The organism is Pseudomonas sp. B34(2017) (genome assembly GCF_002112915.1).
Classification (GTDB): domain Bacteria; phylum Pseudomonadota; class Gammaproteobacteria; order Pseudomonadales; family Pseudomonadaceae; genus Aquipseudomonas; species Aquipseudomonas pharyngis.
This window is the reverse complement of the sequence record NZ_NEJA01000001.1, coordinates 611,580-625,988: the sequence shown is the minus strand read 5'-3', so window position 1 is coordinate 625,988 and position 14,409 is coordinate 611,580. Positions and strand designations below refer to the sequence as shown.

Sequence of the window (14,409 nt, the reverse complement as noted above, 5' to 3'; positions counted from 1 at the left end):
CTGGCGGGGGCTTTTTCGTTTTTGTGCCGTTACATGCTTTCTGGCAGTTCTGCCTCAGATTCGGTCTTCGTTCGCGCAGGTCGCGGCATCAGGGCCTTCATCACGTCGTCGACCAAGGCCTTGCCGATTATCGTCAGGTAATGCGCGGCCCAGGCGTGGCGGTCGCTTTCCTTGTCGTAGGCGGCTTCCTCGGCGAAGGATTTGGCGAGGAACAACAGGTCTGAAGCCTGGGACAGTGCTTCGACGATGGGGACGCCGGAGCGAACGTTGAGTAACGCCTGATCCGAGCTGTAGAGGAAAGAGGTGAAACCGATGGTCGTCAGGTCTGAAGGTGATGAAGGACTTTGTTTGCTCATTGTTTCGCTCCATAAAACGAGGAGCTGCCGCATTCGTTACCACACGAATGGGTGGCAGCTGTACGCAGGGTGGTAAACCGGGGGAGCAAAGAAACCGGCAGACCCGAAGGTCTCCCACGCACAGCCGCCATGACTCGAATTGCAGGCATAAAAACACCTGAGCCGTGTTTGGAATGCTGTTGCACTTTGCCTTGCCGGGTTACCACACCCGATCACTGAAATAGTCAGCGACCTCTGGAGAGTATCCCGTCGAAAAACAGTGCAATAGGGCGGCAAAGTGCCCAAACACGAGATTAGGAGTTTGCCTACAAGGTATGCGGACGTCATCTGATATTGCGACACCAGACGTAAACGAAACTAAACGTTGATGGCGGTTTTGCGCGGCTTTGGTGCGGCAGATGAATGTGGAGTTGACGACTCGAAAAGGCCAATGAAGCAGGTGTCCACGTTTTATGGAATGTGGACACCTGGCGTTTTCAGTTTCATGAAGAGTCAAGCATTGAATGAAAAAGCCCCCGCAACCATAAGGCTGCGGGGGCTTTTTGGTGGTGCGCTTCAGATCACTCTTCCGCCACCTGCGCCGTGTTCTGGCGCTTCTCGATCAAGTCCACAAGACGCTTGGCCAGCGCCGGGTAGTTCTCGTCGAAGTGATGGCCGCCAGGCAGTTTCACTGCTTCGCCCACCGCGGTTTTGTCGGTGCAGCCGCTTTCATCGGTTTCTTCTTCACCGTAGATGCACACGACCTTGGCCGGTGGCAGCTTGGCCATTTCCGGGCCGGTGGCGGCTTCTTTGCCGGCGTTGCCGAGCCAGCCTTCGACTTCGATTTCGAAGCTGCCGGTGCGGGCGAAGGCCAGCAGGATGATTGCGTCGACGCGTTGCTGCTCGGTTTCCGGCAGGCGGTTGTAGATGGCCGGGAGGACGTCGGCGCCGAACGAGTAGCCGGTCAGGATGAAGCGCTTGGTGCCCCATTTCTGGCGGTAGTGCTGCATCAGTTCGGTCAGGTCCAGCGCGCTCTGTTCCGGGCTCTTGTGCTGCCAGTAGTAGCGCAGGGTGTCGATGCCGACGACCGGGTAGCCGATCTTGGCCATTTCTCCGGCCACGTCGCGGTCCAGATCGCGCCAGCCGCCGTCACCGGACAGGAACAGGGTCACGGTGTCCTTGGCCTGGCCGGCCGGGACTTCCACCACCGGGATCTGCAGACCACCGTTGGCCTTGTCGCCGCCGACGAGGATCTTGCGCAGTTCGTTGTTCAGCACTTGCGGCAGGTTGATGTCGTAGTCGCTGATGCTGGTTTCGGCGTTCGGTTGGTCGCGCACGAAACCGGCGCTGGTGTCGTCCGGGTTGTCGTTCCACGCCACCAGCCAGTGGCCGTGGGCGGCGGCTTTCGGCAGCAGGTGGGTGCAGCCGGGTTTTTCCAGGGCCAGGTCGACGGAGACGGCCTGGGCCTTGTCGTCTTTCTGTTCGGACAGCCAGCGCCACGCCAAGACGGCGCCGGGGCCGATGCCGCTGACCAGGGTCGCCGGGCCGTTCAGTTCACGCAAGCCGGCTTGCAGGGCACGGCTTTGCAGCAGGCAGTCCTTGGGCAGGATCACCTGGACGATCTGCGCCGAGGCGCTGCGGCTCAGGGTGGTCAGTTGCTTGTCACTGAGCTTCTGGTCGTCGTTGACCGCCACCAGCACCTGAGCCTTGGGCTTGGTGCCAGGGATGACCCGGGTCATGGCAGCACCGTCGGCCGGGGTGAGCTGTTCGAGGGTCGGTTCCGGTGCCGGGCGTTTGAGGTACCAGAAACCGCCACCGGCAATCGCGGCCAGCACCAGCAGTGCGACCAGGATGTACTTCAGGGAGCGTTGAATCATCAGCGTTTCACCAATCCAGTCAAGCCGCCCGCGATCAGGGCAGCAGTGTCGGCCAGCGCCACCAGCGGATCCAGTCCGGCGGGCACGGCCATATAACGGGGTTCCCAGTCAGGCTGGAACTTGTCTTTGAAGCGGCGCAAGCCTTGGAAGTTGTACAGCTGCTCACCACGGCGGAAAACCATCGAGCCCAGACGCTGGGTCAGCGGTGCCCCGCGCCGGGGTTGCAACCCCGACAGCGGCACCATGCCCAGGCTGAAGCGCGCGTATCCGTGACTCTTATAGTGTTGAATCAGACCGACCATCATGAATTCCATGGTCAGCTTGGGGGCGTCCGGGTGCGCGCGCATCAGGTCGAGACTGGCCAGGTCGTGGCTGTAGGTCTCGAGCAGGTTGGCGAACGCTACCGGACGCCCTTCGAAGCGAATCACCGCGATGCGGAAATGCTTCAGGTAATCGTCGCTGAAACGGCCAAGGGAGAAGCCTTTCTCGCGCACGTTCTTGCCGGTCAGCCAGGCATCGGAAATCACCTTGAGCTCATCCATTGGCGCCTGGCCCGGCTCATGGATTTCCAGTGACAGGCCATCGCGAGTGCCACGGTTCCAGGTGTAGCGCAGGTCCTTCATCTCCTTGCCCTTGGCTTCCAGGTCAAAGCGATGCAGATCGACCCGGGCTTCCTCGCCCAGCTTGATCGCGGTCAGGCCGATGTCCATGTAGTACGGCAGGTTCTCGGCGCGCACCTGATAGAACACCGGGCGGGCGTGGTGGATGTCGCACAGGTCGCGGAATTGCCAGATCATCTCGGCCCGTTGCTGGCCGGGGCCGATCGGGTCGTACAGGGCCACCAGACTGCGACCGCGGCGGGCGTACATCAGGAAGGCTTCGTCGTTGGGATGAAACAGCAGCGCCTTGTCACCGGTCAGGGCCAGGCCGCCGTCCGGTTGCGAGGAGGCCATCAGAATCTTCGAGGCGCGTTCCAGCTCATCGGGTGTCGGCAGATGGATCACCGGGCGAGCGGTGCGCAGCAGCCAGGTCAGGGCGATCACCAGTAGCAATACGGCGGCGCCGAGCAGCGAGCGCAGGCCGCGCGGGGCGTCGGCGTCGAGGGTGAACTGCCACCACAGTTGATGGCTGTACGGAACGTCCTGATAAGCGAACAGCAGCAGCCAGGTCGAAGCACCGAGTACGCACAGGCTGGCCACCAGATACAGCGGCGAGAACGGCAGTTCGGTCAGACGGCTCGGGCGGTAGAACGAGCGACGGAACACCCCCAGCAGCGCGGCGGTGAGGGTCATCAGGGTCGCTTCTTCCCAGTCGAAACCCTTGAGCAGCGAGAGCAGGGCGCCCACCAGCAACAGAATGGTGGTCAGCATCCACGCCGCCGACAACCGGCGACGCAAGCCCTGGGCGAGCATCAGGCACAGCACGCCGATCAGGCTGGCGCCAAAGTGCGAGGCGTCGACCAGGCGGTGAGGAATCAGAAAGCCGATGTGTTCCAGACGGGTGTCGATCTCTGGCGTCGCGCCGGAAAACAGCAGCACCACGCCGGACAGGAACACCAGCACCGCGAGAATCGGTGCCGCCAGACCGGAAGCCGCACGCATGGTCTGCGACTGAAACAGGCGCTGGCCTTCGTTGAGCAGCAACAGCACGCACGCCACCAGCAACGGCAGCACCACATAGATCAGGCGATATAGCAGCAGAGCGGCAGCCAGTGGAGCGGCGCCGAGCTTGTCGGCGAACGCCGCGAGCAGAATCGCTTCGAAGACCCCCACGCCACCCGGAACGTGACTGAGTACGCCCGCCGCCAGCGCCAGCAGATAAACCAGCAGGAACGCACCGAAGGGCGGCGCTTCCGGCAGCAGCAGATAAAGGACGGTCGCAGCGGCGGCGACGTCGAGGGCGGTGATGACCAGTTGCAGGAACGTCAGGCGACGACCCGGCAGGCGCAGGGTGCGACGACCGGCCCGGACCAGCAGGTTGTCCGGATAAGGTTGTTCCGGCAGGCGACGGCGATAGATGCCGATGGCCAGGATCGCGCCGAGCAGCAGCACCACGCCGGCAATCGTCCCCAACAAGGTCTCGGACAACCCCAGTGCCTGCGATGCAGCAGGCAGGTTGCTCAGGGTCGCAAGAGCAGCCAGCGGCGGCAGGGCGCAGCCCAGCGACAGGCTGGCGAACAGGGTCATGTGCGCGACTTCGGAAGCGCCCAGGCCATGCCGTGCATATAAACGGTAACGCACCGAACCACCGGACAGCATCGACAGGCCGATGGCGTTGCCGATGGCAAACGCGGTGAAGCCGCCAAGGGCCAGAACTTTCGGTGCCAGCGTCACGCGGGCATAACGACTGGCCGACCATTCATAGCCGAGCAGAATAATGAAGCCGACGACCGTCGCACCGAGGGCGCCGAGCAGGGCCGGTTTCGGCACGTCGAGAATCGAGTCGTGCAGGGCGTCGAGATCGAGTTCGCTGAGCAGATGGCGACAGGCAATCAGCGCGATGGCGAACAGCAGCAAAGTGACCGCCAGACCGATCGGCTGCCGGTATTTGCTGATCCGATCCAGCAGGCGCAGACGCTCAGGCTTGATCGGTGGGGTCGCTGTGACGGTGTCTTGTGAATCAGACGAGTTGGCGCGCATCAATCACCTCTTGGATTGTGCGCGACAGGATGGAGGTATCCAGCCAAGTAACCAATCCCTGTAGAAAAAAATAATCACAAAATACTACGCCTCTCACCGGGTATCGGCGAGGGCAGCTCCTGGATTGCAGATGCCTTGTCCGCGACTCAAGCATAGTCGCATCTCGGCGGGTCTGAAGATCCTGAACGGTTCACTGCACAGTGACAGATCATTGTTGCGAAAGGACTTTTTCCACAGATACAAAAAAGGCCACTCTTTCGAGTAGCCTTTTTTGATGTTTGGTTGCGGGAGCCGGATTTGAACCGACGACCTTCGGGTTATGAGCCCGACGAGCTACCAGACTGCTCCATCCCGCGTCTGTGTGGCGGCATTCTACAGGCGAACGGCGAGGTGTCAACCGATAATCCCGTGATGGGTCAAATAAGTGTGCAATCGCGGCAAACGGTCGCAGGGGAAGCGCTAAGTTTCGGAATCGGAACGATTTCCGCTTTGCGCGACTGGATCCGAAAAACCGACGCGCACAAAAAAGGCCAATCTTTCGATTGGCCTTTTTTGATGTTTGGTTGCGGGAGCCGGATTTGAACCGACGACCTTCGGGTTATGAGCCCGACGAGCTACCAGACTGCTCCATCCCGCGTCTGTGTGGCGGCATTCTACAGAGGAACGCCGGGGTGTCAACCTTCAATTTGGATAAAACCTCTTCAGCTTCAATCGGTTAGCGCTGACGGACGGTCTTTTCGGGGGCTGCAGGTCAGGCAGGGCAAGGGTTTCAGCTCTATTGGAGGTTGGTTTTCGATTGAGAAAATAAATTCAAAGTCCGTTTCCTACAAACTGAAAGGAACATTCATACCACTGGTGCTATATACAGGTGTCAGTGAGATACTGCCGGTCCGGCTCGCCATGTTTCCTTTTCTGTCATGACTCAGCGAAAAATCATCCACGTCGACTGTGACTGTTTCTACGCCGCCATCGAGATGCGGGATGACCCGAGCCTCGCCGGCAAGCCGTTGGCGGTCGGTGGTTCGGCGGACCGGCGCGGAGTGATCGCCACCTGCAACTATGAGGCGCGGGCTTACGGCGTTCGCTCGGCGATGTCGTCCGGGCACGCCCTGAAACTGTGCCCGGACCTGACCATCGTCAAGCCGCGGATGGACGCCTATCGCGAGGCATCGAAGGAAATTCACACGATCTTCAGCGATTACACCGACCTGATCGAGCCGCTTTCCCTGGACGAAGCCTATCTCGACGTCTCGGACAGCGCGCACTTCGGCGGCAGCGCCACGCGGATCGCCCAGGACATTCGCCGCCGGGTTTCCAATCAATTGCACATCACCGTCTCCGCCGGCGTGGCGCCGAACAAGTTTTTGGCCAAGATCGCCAGCGACTGGAAAAAGCCCAACGGCTTGTTCGTGATCACCCCGGATCAGGTCGAAGACTTCGTCAGTGGCCTGCCGGTGAGCAAGTTGCACGGGGTGGGCAAGGTCACGGCCGACAAGCTGGGCAAGCTCGGTATCAGTGACTGCCTGCAATTGCGCGAGTGGGACAAGCTGGCGCTGGTGCGGGAATTCGGCAGTTTCGGCGAGCGTTTGTGGAGTCTGGCCCGTGGGATCGATGAGCGGCTGGTGCACAACGACAGCCGCCGTCAGTCGATCAGTGTCGAAAACACCTACGATGTCGATCTGCCGGATCTGCGCAGTTGCCTCGACAAACTTCCGGAACTGTTGGAAACCCTGAAAACCCGCATGGCGCGGATCGACAGCAGCTACCGGCCGGGCAAGCCGTTCGTCAAAGTGAAGTTTCACGATTTCACCCAGACCACACTTGAGCAGGCCGGGGCAGGGCGGGATCTGGGCAGTTACCAGTTGATGCTGACGCAGGCGTTCAACCGCGGTGGCAAACCGGTGCGGCTATTGGGAGTGGGCGTGCGGCTGGAGGATTTACGCGGCGGGTTCGAACAAATGGAGTTGTTCGAGCGATAGACGGACAAAAAAATGCCCGAAGCAGGTTCGGGCAATTTTTCAGGGGATTCAGTTCGGCCCCGGATCCGCCACCAGACGCCCCGCATCCCGGGTCAGGGACTTGAGGAATTCAGCTTGCAACTCGGGATCGTTGCGGGTCAGTTCGATCAGGCTTTGTTCCAGTTCACTGGCTTCTTCTTCCAGACCCAGTTCCGACAGACGCTTGACCCGGTGCACCCATTGGCTCACTTCGTCGTCTTCCAGATCGTCGTAGATCAGCCCGTGAGCTTCCAGCAGCTTGCCGCGCAGGTGACTGCTGATCGCCAAAGACGAGTCGGAATGCACGTCATCCTTGCCGTCTTCGACGCTGATCTGCAGTTTGTCTACATGATTGAGGTCGTTTTCGGCGAACGGGCTGTCCAGCAGGTTCAGACGCAGCACGCCGTTGCGATCGGTGGTCATGTCGAAGGTCTGCTTGCCGGCCTTGACCTGAACCGGGCGCTCGCTCCACGGCAGGCTCGAATATTCCGTGCGCTTGTCGCGCTGGACTTCGTCGATACCGGCCAGGTTCTGTTGCGCGCGACCGTTGGATTGCACGTTCATGAACGGGTTGAGCCCGGCGAAACCGTAGCTGAGCCAGTCCCGTGTCACGCTGTCGGGCAGATTGCCGAGGGCAAACACGTTGACCACGTTCGCGCCGACGCCGCCGACCACCGCGACCGCGCCCAGCGGGATCTCGTAGATCTCCCGCCATGGCTGGTAAGGCGTGTAACGGTCGTAATGGCGGGTAACCTCGAACTCGGTGACTTCGAAAGTCTTCTGTTCGTTGATCTTCACGCGCCGTTGCGGCAGCTCAAGCACCTTGGGCTCGCCGACATCGATCTGCAGGCTGTGATCGAGCAGTTTGCGCTCGACACGTTCCTCGTGCTCGCTGCGTTGTGACATGTGATTGGCACAGCCGCTGACCAGCAGGGTGCCGCACAGGGCGGCACCACCGAGGCCTAAGGTGTTTCGCTTGAACATGACGTCTCTATCTGGTTTCAGCGGCGGATACGGGCCTGAAGGAAGGACAGCACGTCGGCAACCGGCAGCGCTTGCGCCTGGCCTTCGGTACGGCTCTTGTATTCCAGGTTGCCTTCGGCGAGGCCGCGGTCGCTGACCACGATCCGGTGCGGAATGCCGATCAGCTCCATGTCCGCGAACTTGATGCCCGGGCTGGTTTTCTTGTCGCGGTCGTCCAGCAGCACTTCGAAGCCGGCCGCGGTCAGTTCCGCGTACAGCTTGTCGGTGGCTTCGCGTACCAGCTCGGTTTCATAGCGCAGTGGCACCAAAGCGATCTGGAACGGTGCCAGGGCGTCGCTCCAGATGATGCCGTTTTCGTCGTTGTTCTGCTCGATGGCGGCAGCCACCACGCGGGACACGCCGATACCGTAGCAACCCATTTCCAGGGTCACCGGCTTGCCGTTCTCTCCCAGCACTTCGCACTTCATCGCCTTGCTGTACTTGTTGCCCAGCTGGAAGATGTGCCCGACTTCGATGCCGCGCTTGATTTCCAGGGTGCCCTTGCCGTCCGGGCTCGGGTCGCCGGCCACGACGTTGCGCAGGTCGGCCACGGTCGGAACCGGCAGATCACGCTCCCAGTTCACGCCGAAGTAGTGCTTGTCGTCGATGTTGGCACCGATGGCGAAGTCGCTCATCAGCTCCACCGAACGGTCGATGATGATCGGCAGCGGCAGGTTCAGCGGGCCGAGGGAACCGGCGCCGGCGCCAATGGCGTCACGCAGTTCGGCATCGGAGGCCATGACCAGCGGGCTGGCAACGCCTGGCTGGTTGGCAGCCTTGATTTCGTTCAGCTCGTGGTCGCCGCGAATGATCAGGGCGATCAGCTTGCCTTCTTCTTCGGCGTGCACGATCAGGGTCTTGATGGTCTTTTCGATCGGCAGACCGAATTTCTCCACCAGGGCCGCGATGGTCTTGGTGTCTGGCGTATCGACCAGACGCAGCTCTTCGCTTGGCGCGGCGCGCGAGGTCTCACGCGGCACGGCTTCGGCTTTCTCGATGTTCGCCGCGTAGTCGGAACCGTTGCTGAAGACGATATCGTCTTCGCCGGACTCGGCCAGCACGTGGAATTCGTGGGAACCGGCGCCACCGATCGAACCGTTGTCGGCTTCCACCGGACGGAATTTCAGGCCCAGGCGGGTGAAGATGTTGCAGTACGCTTCGTGCATGCGGTCATAGGTGATCTGCAGCGACGCCTGATCCGCATGGAACGAGTAGGAGTCCTTCATGATGAATTCGCGACCGCGCATCAGGCCGAAGCGTGGACGGATCTCGTCACGGAATTTGGTCTGGATCTGGTACAGGTTGATCGGCAGCTGTTTGTAGCTGCTCAACTCGTTGCGCATCAGATCGGTGATCACTTCTTCGTGGGTCGGCCCCGCGCAGAAATCACGACCGTGGCGGTCTTTGATGCGCAGCAGCTCAGGGCCGTATTCTTCCCAGCGCCCCGATTCCTGCCACAGCTCGGCCGGTTGGGTGCTCGGCATCAACACTTCCAGAGAGCCGGCGGCGTCCATTTCTTCACGAACGATGGCTTCCACCTTGCGCATCACTCGCAAGCCCATCGGCAGCCAGGTGTACAGGCCCGAGGCGAGTTTGCGGATCATGCCGGCGCGCAGCATCAGCTGATGGCTGATCACGACCGCGTCGGAAGGCGTTTCTTTCTGTGTGGCGAGCAAAAATTGACTGGTGCGCATGGTTGGCCGTTGTCGGTTGCTATGACTGGAAATGACGGAGCAGTGTAACGGCGAGATCCGCCGACGTACAGAAGTGCAGCCCCGGCGCAAACCCTCTCGCCGGGTGCGAGATGTCTTACGATTCTTCCACGACGGAGGTCGGTGCAGGTTCCGGCGTCGGCGTCGGGCCTTCGCGGCGGCTTTCCTGGAACCAGTGCAGGGCGATCAGCACCAGGGTCGGAACGCCGAGCAGCGCGGTGATCAGGAAGAAGTTGTGATAACCGAACTTCTCCACCATCACCCCGGAGTAGCCGCCGATCAGGCGTGGCAGCAGGAGCATGATCGAGCTGAGCAGGGCGTACTGGGTGGCGGAGAACTTCAGGTTGGTCAGGCTCGACAGGTAGGCGACGAACGCTGAGGTGGCCAGGCCGGAGCTGAAGTTGTCGAGGGAGATCGTCACCACCAGCATCTGCAGGTTCGGGCCCATGTCGGCGAGCATCAGGAACAGCAGGTTGGTGCCCGCCGACGCGGCACCGCCGATGAACAGGATCGGCAGGATACCGAAGCGCACGATCAGCAGACCGCCCATGCCGGCGCCGACGAGGGTCATGATCAGGCCGAAGATCTTGCTGACGCTGGCGATCTGGTCCTTGGTGAAACCCTGGTCGATGTAGAACACGTTGGCCATCACGCCCATCACCGTGTCGGACATCCGATAGGTGGCGATCAGGCCGAGCAGCAGCAACGCCTGCCAGCGGTAGCGCAGGATGAAGTCGTTGACCGGTGTCAGAACCGGCGCCAGACCACGGCGCCCCATGGCCGAGAGGCACAGGCAGGTCAGCGTGGTGTAGAGAATCGCGCGCAGGAACGCCCGGTCTTCCAGCAGCAGGTCCAGCGGGCTCATGTCGCCAAACAGCACGCTGGCGAAATCGGTGTTGTAGAGCTGGGTGAACATGGCCGGTACGGAGACCAGCAAAATGATCAGCACGAACACCGACATCAACTGATGCATGAAGGTGTAACGCCCCGCCTGCAACTGGGTGCGCAACGGCACCGGCGGCTCGCGCATCAGCAGGGTGGTGAGCAGGGCAGGCACCATCAGGGCACCGAACAGCACGTAGGTGCCGGTCCAGGCCGAATGCTGGTACTTGAAGCCTGTAGAGCCGAAGCCCTCGGCGAAGAACAGCGCACCCGCGGTCGCGAGCAGGGCGGCGATCCGATAGCCGGACATATAGCTGGCGGCCAGCGCGGCCTGACGGCTGTCTTCGGCGATTTCCAGGCGATAGGCGTCGACCGCGATATCCTGGGTGGCGGAAGCGAACGCCACGACCACGGCGATGGCGATCAGCCAGGACAGGTGTTTCTGCGGGTCGCAAAAACCCATACCGATCAGGCCGAGGATTACCAGCGTCTGTGAGAGCACCAGCCACGAACGGCGACGACCCAGCTTGCCCAGCAGCGGCAGGCGCCACTGGTCGAGCAGGGGCGACCAGACCCATTTGAAGGCATAAGCCAGACCAATCAGGCTGGCGTAGCCGATCGTCTCACGGGCCACACCGGCTTCACGCAGCCAGACCGAAAGTGTCGAGAACACCAGCATGTACGGCAGGCCGGCGGCGAAACCCAGCAACAACAGCACGAGCGTCGAAGGACTGGCATAGGCGGCGAGCGCGGCGCGCCAGGTTTTACGGGGCATGGGCTGAAGTCTGCCTCAAGATTGCGAAAACAAAGCGCGCACTCTAACCGCTGTGCTCTACCGGACGCCAGCCATGGCGCCGAATATCCACACGATTGTTCAGGACGGTGATGCCTTCCATGCGCAATCGCGCCCGCTGTTCGTCCCCGGACGGGCTGCCCGCCGGCAGGCTGATCCGACCGCCGGCGCCGAGCACGCGGTGCCAGGGCAGTTTGGTGTCGCCGGGCAATTGGCTCAGGGTCCGACCGACCCAACGGGCGGCGCGCCCCAACCCCGCCAGTTCGGCCAACTGACCATAGCTGACGACTTTGCCCTCAGGCACTTGGGCGAGGGTGGAATAGAGTGCCGTGCGTCGGATTTGCGGATCGTTTTCGCAGGCATGCATCGGGTCTGTCACGTGCGCGGTTCCTGAACTTGATCGCGTTATGTGCTTAAGCGTAATCGGTGGATGGGCAATTGAGAAATGAACTCAACAGAATTAGCCGGGTCACTCCTTGTCAGGGAATTATTCCTACGGATAATGCCGACCCTTTTTTCGCAACCTTGAGTCTTCGATTCGCTTATGTTGTCCAGAACCCTGCTGTGCCTTGCTGTCTTCAGTGCGTCCACACCTTTGCTTGCCGACACCGTCTGGTTGAAGAACGGTGACAAGCTGAGCGGTAAAATCACGCTGTTCGACGGCGGCAAGTTGCTGGTCCAGACCCAGTACGCCGGGGCCGTTACCATCGACTGGAAGCAGGTCAAGACCCTGGAGAGCGATCAGGAACTGCTGGTCAAGCAGGACGCCTACAACGGCGAGAAGGCCAAGTCCCTGAGTGCTGCCGAAGAGGGCAAGGTCACCCTGGCCAACGGCGAGGCGCCGAAAACCGTGGAGCTGGCGAGCATTCAGCAGATTCTCAAGCCGAAACCGGTGGTCGAGGATCTGGTGTGGAAGGGCAACGTCGATCTGGCGCTCGACTACCAGCGCGCCGAGAAAGATACCGACGACTACGATGTCGGCTTCAAGACCACTGCTCGTCACGGCCGCTGGCGCCATATCGCCGAGGGCGAATACAACCGCGAAGTGCAAGACGACGTGACCACCACCGATAACTGGCGCGCCGAGTACTCGCTCGACCGCTTCCTCACTGATCAATGGTTCTGGCAGGGGCGGTTGAACTACAAGCGCGATCACATCGAAGAGCTGGCGCGCCAGCGCGTGGTGGGTACCGGCCCGGGTTACCAGTTCTGGGATGACGAGCTGGGAGCGTTCTCCCTCGGTTCGCTGCTCAACCGAACCGATTACGAGTACCGCGATGGCAGCAAGGACAACTTCTATTCGGTCGCCATGAAGTGGGACTACAACCGCTACCTGATCGGGAAGAAGGTCGAGTTCTTCACCAATGGCGAAGTCGGCAAGCCACTCTCCGGCGTGGCCGACTACGCGCTGGATGCGGAAATGGGCCTGCGTTACAAAGTCACCGAGTGGGCGTCCCTCAACCTCAAGGCCGAACGCGACATCATCAGCGGCACCGAGGACGCGGATCTGAGCAAGACCCGCTACACCGCCGGCTTCGGCGTGGCCTGGTAAGCAACGCAAAAGATCGCAGCCTTCACGGGCTGCGATCTTTTTTGCGCCCGGAAAAACAGACGCCCACAAAAAAGCCCCGCTTTTGAGGGCGGGGCCTTTTTCTAAAGAAGCTACAAGTTAGATAACTTGTACTTCTTCAGCTTGCATGCCTTTCTGACCGCGGGTAGCGATGAAAGAAACCTGTTGGCCTTCTTTCAGGCTTTTGAAGCCGTCGGATTGGATAGCTTTGAAGTGAACGAACAGGTCGTCACCGGATTGTGGAGTGATGAAGCCGAAGCCTTTTTCATCGTTGAACCACTTAACGGTACCGGTTTGGCGATTAGACATGGTGTAACTCCTTGAACAAAGATAACTGCGACTCAGGAAGAACCCTGGCCGAGACTGAGTGCAAAGAGCAGGAAAAATTCTTGTAGATGGTTGGATCGAAATTCAACATATCGTGTAGAGATTCTCAGTGACACAAGCAGCACAGTGGCGCCACCTTAACCCTTTTTCCGGAACGTGCCAATGCTTCTTGCGAAGGTTTCTCTGTTTTAGGGATCGACGGTGTGACGGTTCGTCGCGAAGCCGCGTAAATCCCGCACGTTCGGCGAGAATTGCACCCCGCACTTTGAACCCGGCGGCGCGCCCGGTAAGATGCCGGACAGATTTTTTCCACCTCGCTATTCAGGACACCCGCCATGAGCATCAAATCGGACAAGTGGATTCGCCGCATGGCGCAGGAACACGGCATGATCGAGCCGTTCGTCGAGCGCCAGGTACGTGGCAGCGACGACAGCCGTGTGATCTCCTACGGTGTGTCGAGCTACGGCTACGATGTGCGTTGCACCAATCATTTCAAGGTGTTCACCAACATCAATTCGGCCATCGTCGATCCGAAGAATTTCGACGCCGGCAGCTTTGTCGACGTCCACAGCGACGTCTGCATCATCCCGCCAAACTCCTTCGCCCTGGCCACGACCGTTGAATACTTCCGTATTCCACGCAACGTCCTGACCATCTGCCTGGGCAAGAGCACCTACGCCCGCTGCGGCATCATCGTCAACGTCACCCCGCTCGAGCCGGAGTGGGAAGGCCAGGTGACCCTGGAATTCTCCAACACCACCAACCTGCCGGCGAAGATCTACGCCAACGAAGGTGTGGCGCAGATGCTGTTCCTGGAATCCGATGAGGAATGTGAAGTCTCCTACAAGGACCGTGCCGGCAAGTATCAGGGCCAGCGTGGCGTGACCCTGCCGCGTACCTGATCCGTCCATCCGGCAGTTACCGGGAATTCTTCGGCGGGTAGACACTCTATGAGGTGTACTGCCCGTTTCGCGAACAGCGGGACGGGCCTTCGCCGAGGAGTGCTCCATGAAGATCGATCCGCAAATCACTGCCGAACTGGCAAGGCTCGAGCCCAATCAGGTTGGCGTAATGGCCTGGTCGTTGTTGGCACACCCCCCCATCACCACGGCCGGCGGAATCCCTCACCAGCCCGATCCCGATACCCCCAACGAAGAACCGACCGAGCCCGGCGAACCTACGTTGCCGGACAAACCGCCACCCGCGCCCGTCGCCTGATTGAACGTATGGCCCGTCGGCTGAATCCTGAACAGG

The 14,409-nt window shown here is 60.7% G+C and carries 12 protein-coding genes and 2 tRNA genes; 4 read left to right on the top strand and 10 right to left on the bottom strand.

Going from position 1 to position 14,409, the window contains the following annotated elements:
- Positions 1-29: 29 nt before the first annotated feature.
- From CAF80_RS03000 to CAF80_RS02980, 5 genes are all read right to left on the bottom strand, one after another.
- Positions 30-356 (bottom strand): DUF3077 domain-containing protein, encoded by a 327-nt coding sequence (locus CAF80_RS03000; RefSeq protein WP_039771318.1) that lies wholly within the window; start codon positions 354-356, stop codon positions 30-32.
- Positions 357-916: 560 nt separating this feature from the next.
- On the bottom strand, positions 917-2,212 hold the full coding sequence (locus CAF80_RS02995; RefSeq protein WP_074691372.1) for a virulence factor family protein: 1,296 nt from the start codon (positions 2,210-2,212) through the stop codon (positions 917-919).
- A complete protein-coding gene (gene mprF, locus CAF80_RS02990; protein WP_074691373.1) occupies positions 2,212-4,851 on the bottom strand; it encodes a bifunctional lysylphosphatidylglycerol flippase/synthetase MprF in 2,640 nt (879 codons plus the stop codon). Before mprF ends, CAF80_RS02995 begins: the two co-directional genes overlap by 1 nt.
- Positions 4,852-5,130: 279 nt before the next feature.
- A tRNA-Met gene (locus CAF80_RS02985) sits at positions 5,131-5,207 on the bottom strand.
- Positions 5,208-5,411: 204 nt separating this feature from the next.
- Positions 5,412-5,488 (bottom strand) — tRNA-Met (locus CAF80_RS02980).
- 280 nt (positions 5,489-5,768) lie between these two features.
- Between CAF80_RS02980 and dinB the strand changes: the two genes are divergently transcribed.
- Complete coding sequence (gene dinB, locus CAF80_RS02975) at positions 5,769-6,830, top strand: DNA polymerase IV (protein ID WP_039771321.1); 1,062 nt, start codon at positions 5,769-5,771, stop codon at positions 6,828-6,830.
- A 48-nt stretch (positions 6,831-6,878) separates the two neighbouring features.
- Here the strand turns inward: dinB and CAF80_RS02970 are convergent, their stop codons facing one another.
- The 4 genes from CAF80_RS02970 to CAF80_RS02955 form a co-directional block, all read right to left on the bottom strand.
- A complete protein-coding gene (locus CAF80_RS02970) occupies positions 6,879-7,832 on the bottom strand; it encodes a hypothetical protein (protein ID WP_074691374.1) in 954 nt (317 codons plus the stop codon).
- Positions 7,833-7,849: 17 nt separating this feature from the next.
- A complete protein-coding gene (locus tag CAF80_RS02965; protein ID WP_064593895.1) occupies positions 7,850-9,565 on the bottom strand; it encodes a proline--tRNA ligase in 1,716 nt (571 codons plus the stop codon).
- 115 nt (positions 9,566-9,680) lie between these two features.
- Positions 9,681-11,240: an AmpG family muropeptide MFS transporter gene (locus CAF80_RS02960; RefSeq protein WP_011332760.1), complete on the bottom strand. Its 1,560-nt coding sequence runs from the start codon at positions 11,238-11,240 to the stop codon at positions 9,681-9,683.
- Positions 11,241-11,283: 43 nt separating this feature from the next.
- The gene (locus CAF80_RS02955; protein WP_011332761.1) at positions 11,284-11,625 is read right to left on the bottom strand and encodes an MGMT family protein; all 342 of its coding nucleotides are present in this window, start codon (positions 11,623-11,625) and stop codon (positions 11,284-11,286) included.
- A gap of 177 nt (positions 11,626-11,802) precedes the next feature.
- On the opposite strand from CAF80_RS02955, the gene CAF80_RS02950 reads away from it, so the two are divergent.
- Positions 11,803-12,810, top strand: coding sequence for a DUF481 domain-containing protein (locus CAF80_RS02950; RefSeq protein WP_074691375.1), 1,008 nt, complete (start codon positions 11,803-11,805; stop codon positions 12,808-12,810).
- Between the two features lie 117 nt (positions 12,811-12,927).
- Here CAF80_RS02950 and CAF80_RS02945 read toward each other — a convergent pair whose 3' ends face one another.
- Positions 12,928-13,137: a cold-shock protein gene (locus CAF80_RS02945; protein WP_002554837.1), complete on the bottom strand. Its 210-nt coding sequence runs from the start codon at positions 13,135-13,137 to the stop codon at positions 12,928-12,930.
- A 353-nt stretch (positions 13,138-13,490) separates the two neighbouring features.
- Here CAF80_RS02945 and dcd point away from each other — a divergent pair, with 353 nt between their 5' ends.
- Together dcd and CAF80_RS02935 are read left to right on the top strand one after the other, a co-directional pair.
- Positions 13,491-14,057 carry a dCTP deaminase gene (gene dcd / locus CAF80_RS02940; RefSeq protein WP_007954988.1) on the top strand — a complete coding sequence of 189 codons (567 nt, stop codon included), beginning with the start codon at positions 13,491-13,493 and terminating at the stop codon, positions 14,055-14,057.
- A gap of 106 nt (positions 14,058-14,163) precedes the next feature.
- Entirely contained in the window at positions 14,164-14,373 is a 210-nt protein-coding gene (locus tag CAF80_RS02935; protein ID WP_011332763.1) for a hypothetical protein, read from the top strand.
- Positions 14,374-14,409: the final 36 nt, after the last annotated feature.

What these genes read in the sequence shown, in the direction of transcription:
- CAF80_RS02935 (WP_011332763.1), top strand. Translation starts at nt 14,164, where the DNA reads ATGAAGATCGATCCGCAAATCACTGCCGAACTGGCAAGGCTCGAGCCC.
- CAF80_RS02955 (WP_011332761.1), bottom strand. Translation starts at nt 11,625, where the DNA reads ATGCATGCCTGCGAAAACGATCCGCAAATCCGACGCACGGCACTCTAT.
- dcd (WP_007954988.1), top strand. Translation starts at nt 13,491, where the DNA reads ATGAGCATCAAATCGGACAAGTGGATTCGCCGCATGGCGCAGGAACAC.
- CAF80_RS02950 (WP_074691375.1), top strand. Translation starts at nt 11,803, where the DNA reads ATGTTGTCCAGAACCCTGCTGTGCCTTGCTGTCTTCAGTGCGTCCACA.
- CAF80_RS02995 (WP_074691372.1), bottom strand. Translation starts at nt 2,212, where the DNA reads ATGATTCAACGCTCCCTGAAGTACATCCTGGTCGCACTGCTGGTGCTG.
- CAF80_RS02960 (WP_011332760.1), bottom strand. Translation starts at nt 11,240, where the DNA reads ATGCCCCGTAAAACCTGGCGCGCCGCGCTCGCCGCCTATGCCAGTCCT.
- CAF80_RS02945 (WP_002554837.1), bottom strand. Translation starts at nt 13,137, where the DNA reads ATGTCTAATCGCCAAACCGGTACCGTTAAGTGGTTCAACGATGAAAAA.
- CAF80_RS02965 (WP_064593895.1), bottom strand. Translation starts at nt 9,565, where the DNA reads ATGCGCACCAGTCAATTTTTGCTCGCCACACAGAAAGAAACGCCTTCC.
- dinB (WP_039771321.1), top strand. Translation starts at nt 5,769, where the DNA reads ATGACTCAGCGAAAAATCATCCACGTCGACTGTGACTGTTTCTACGCC.
- CAF80_RS02970 (WP_074691374.1), bottom strand. Translation starts at nt 7,832, where the DNA reads ATGTTCAAGCGAAACACCTTAGGCCTCGGTGGTGCCGCCCTGTGCGGC.
- CAF80_RS03000 (WP_039771318.1), bottom strand. Translation starts at nt 356, where the DNA reads ATGAGCAAACAAAGTCCTTCATCACCTTCAGACCTGACGACCATCGGT.
- mprF (WP_074691373.1), bottom strand. Translation starts at nt 4,851, where the DNA reads ATGCGCGCCAACTCGTCTGATTCACAAGACACCGTCACAGCGACCCCA.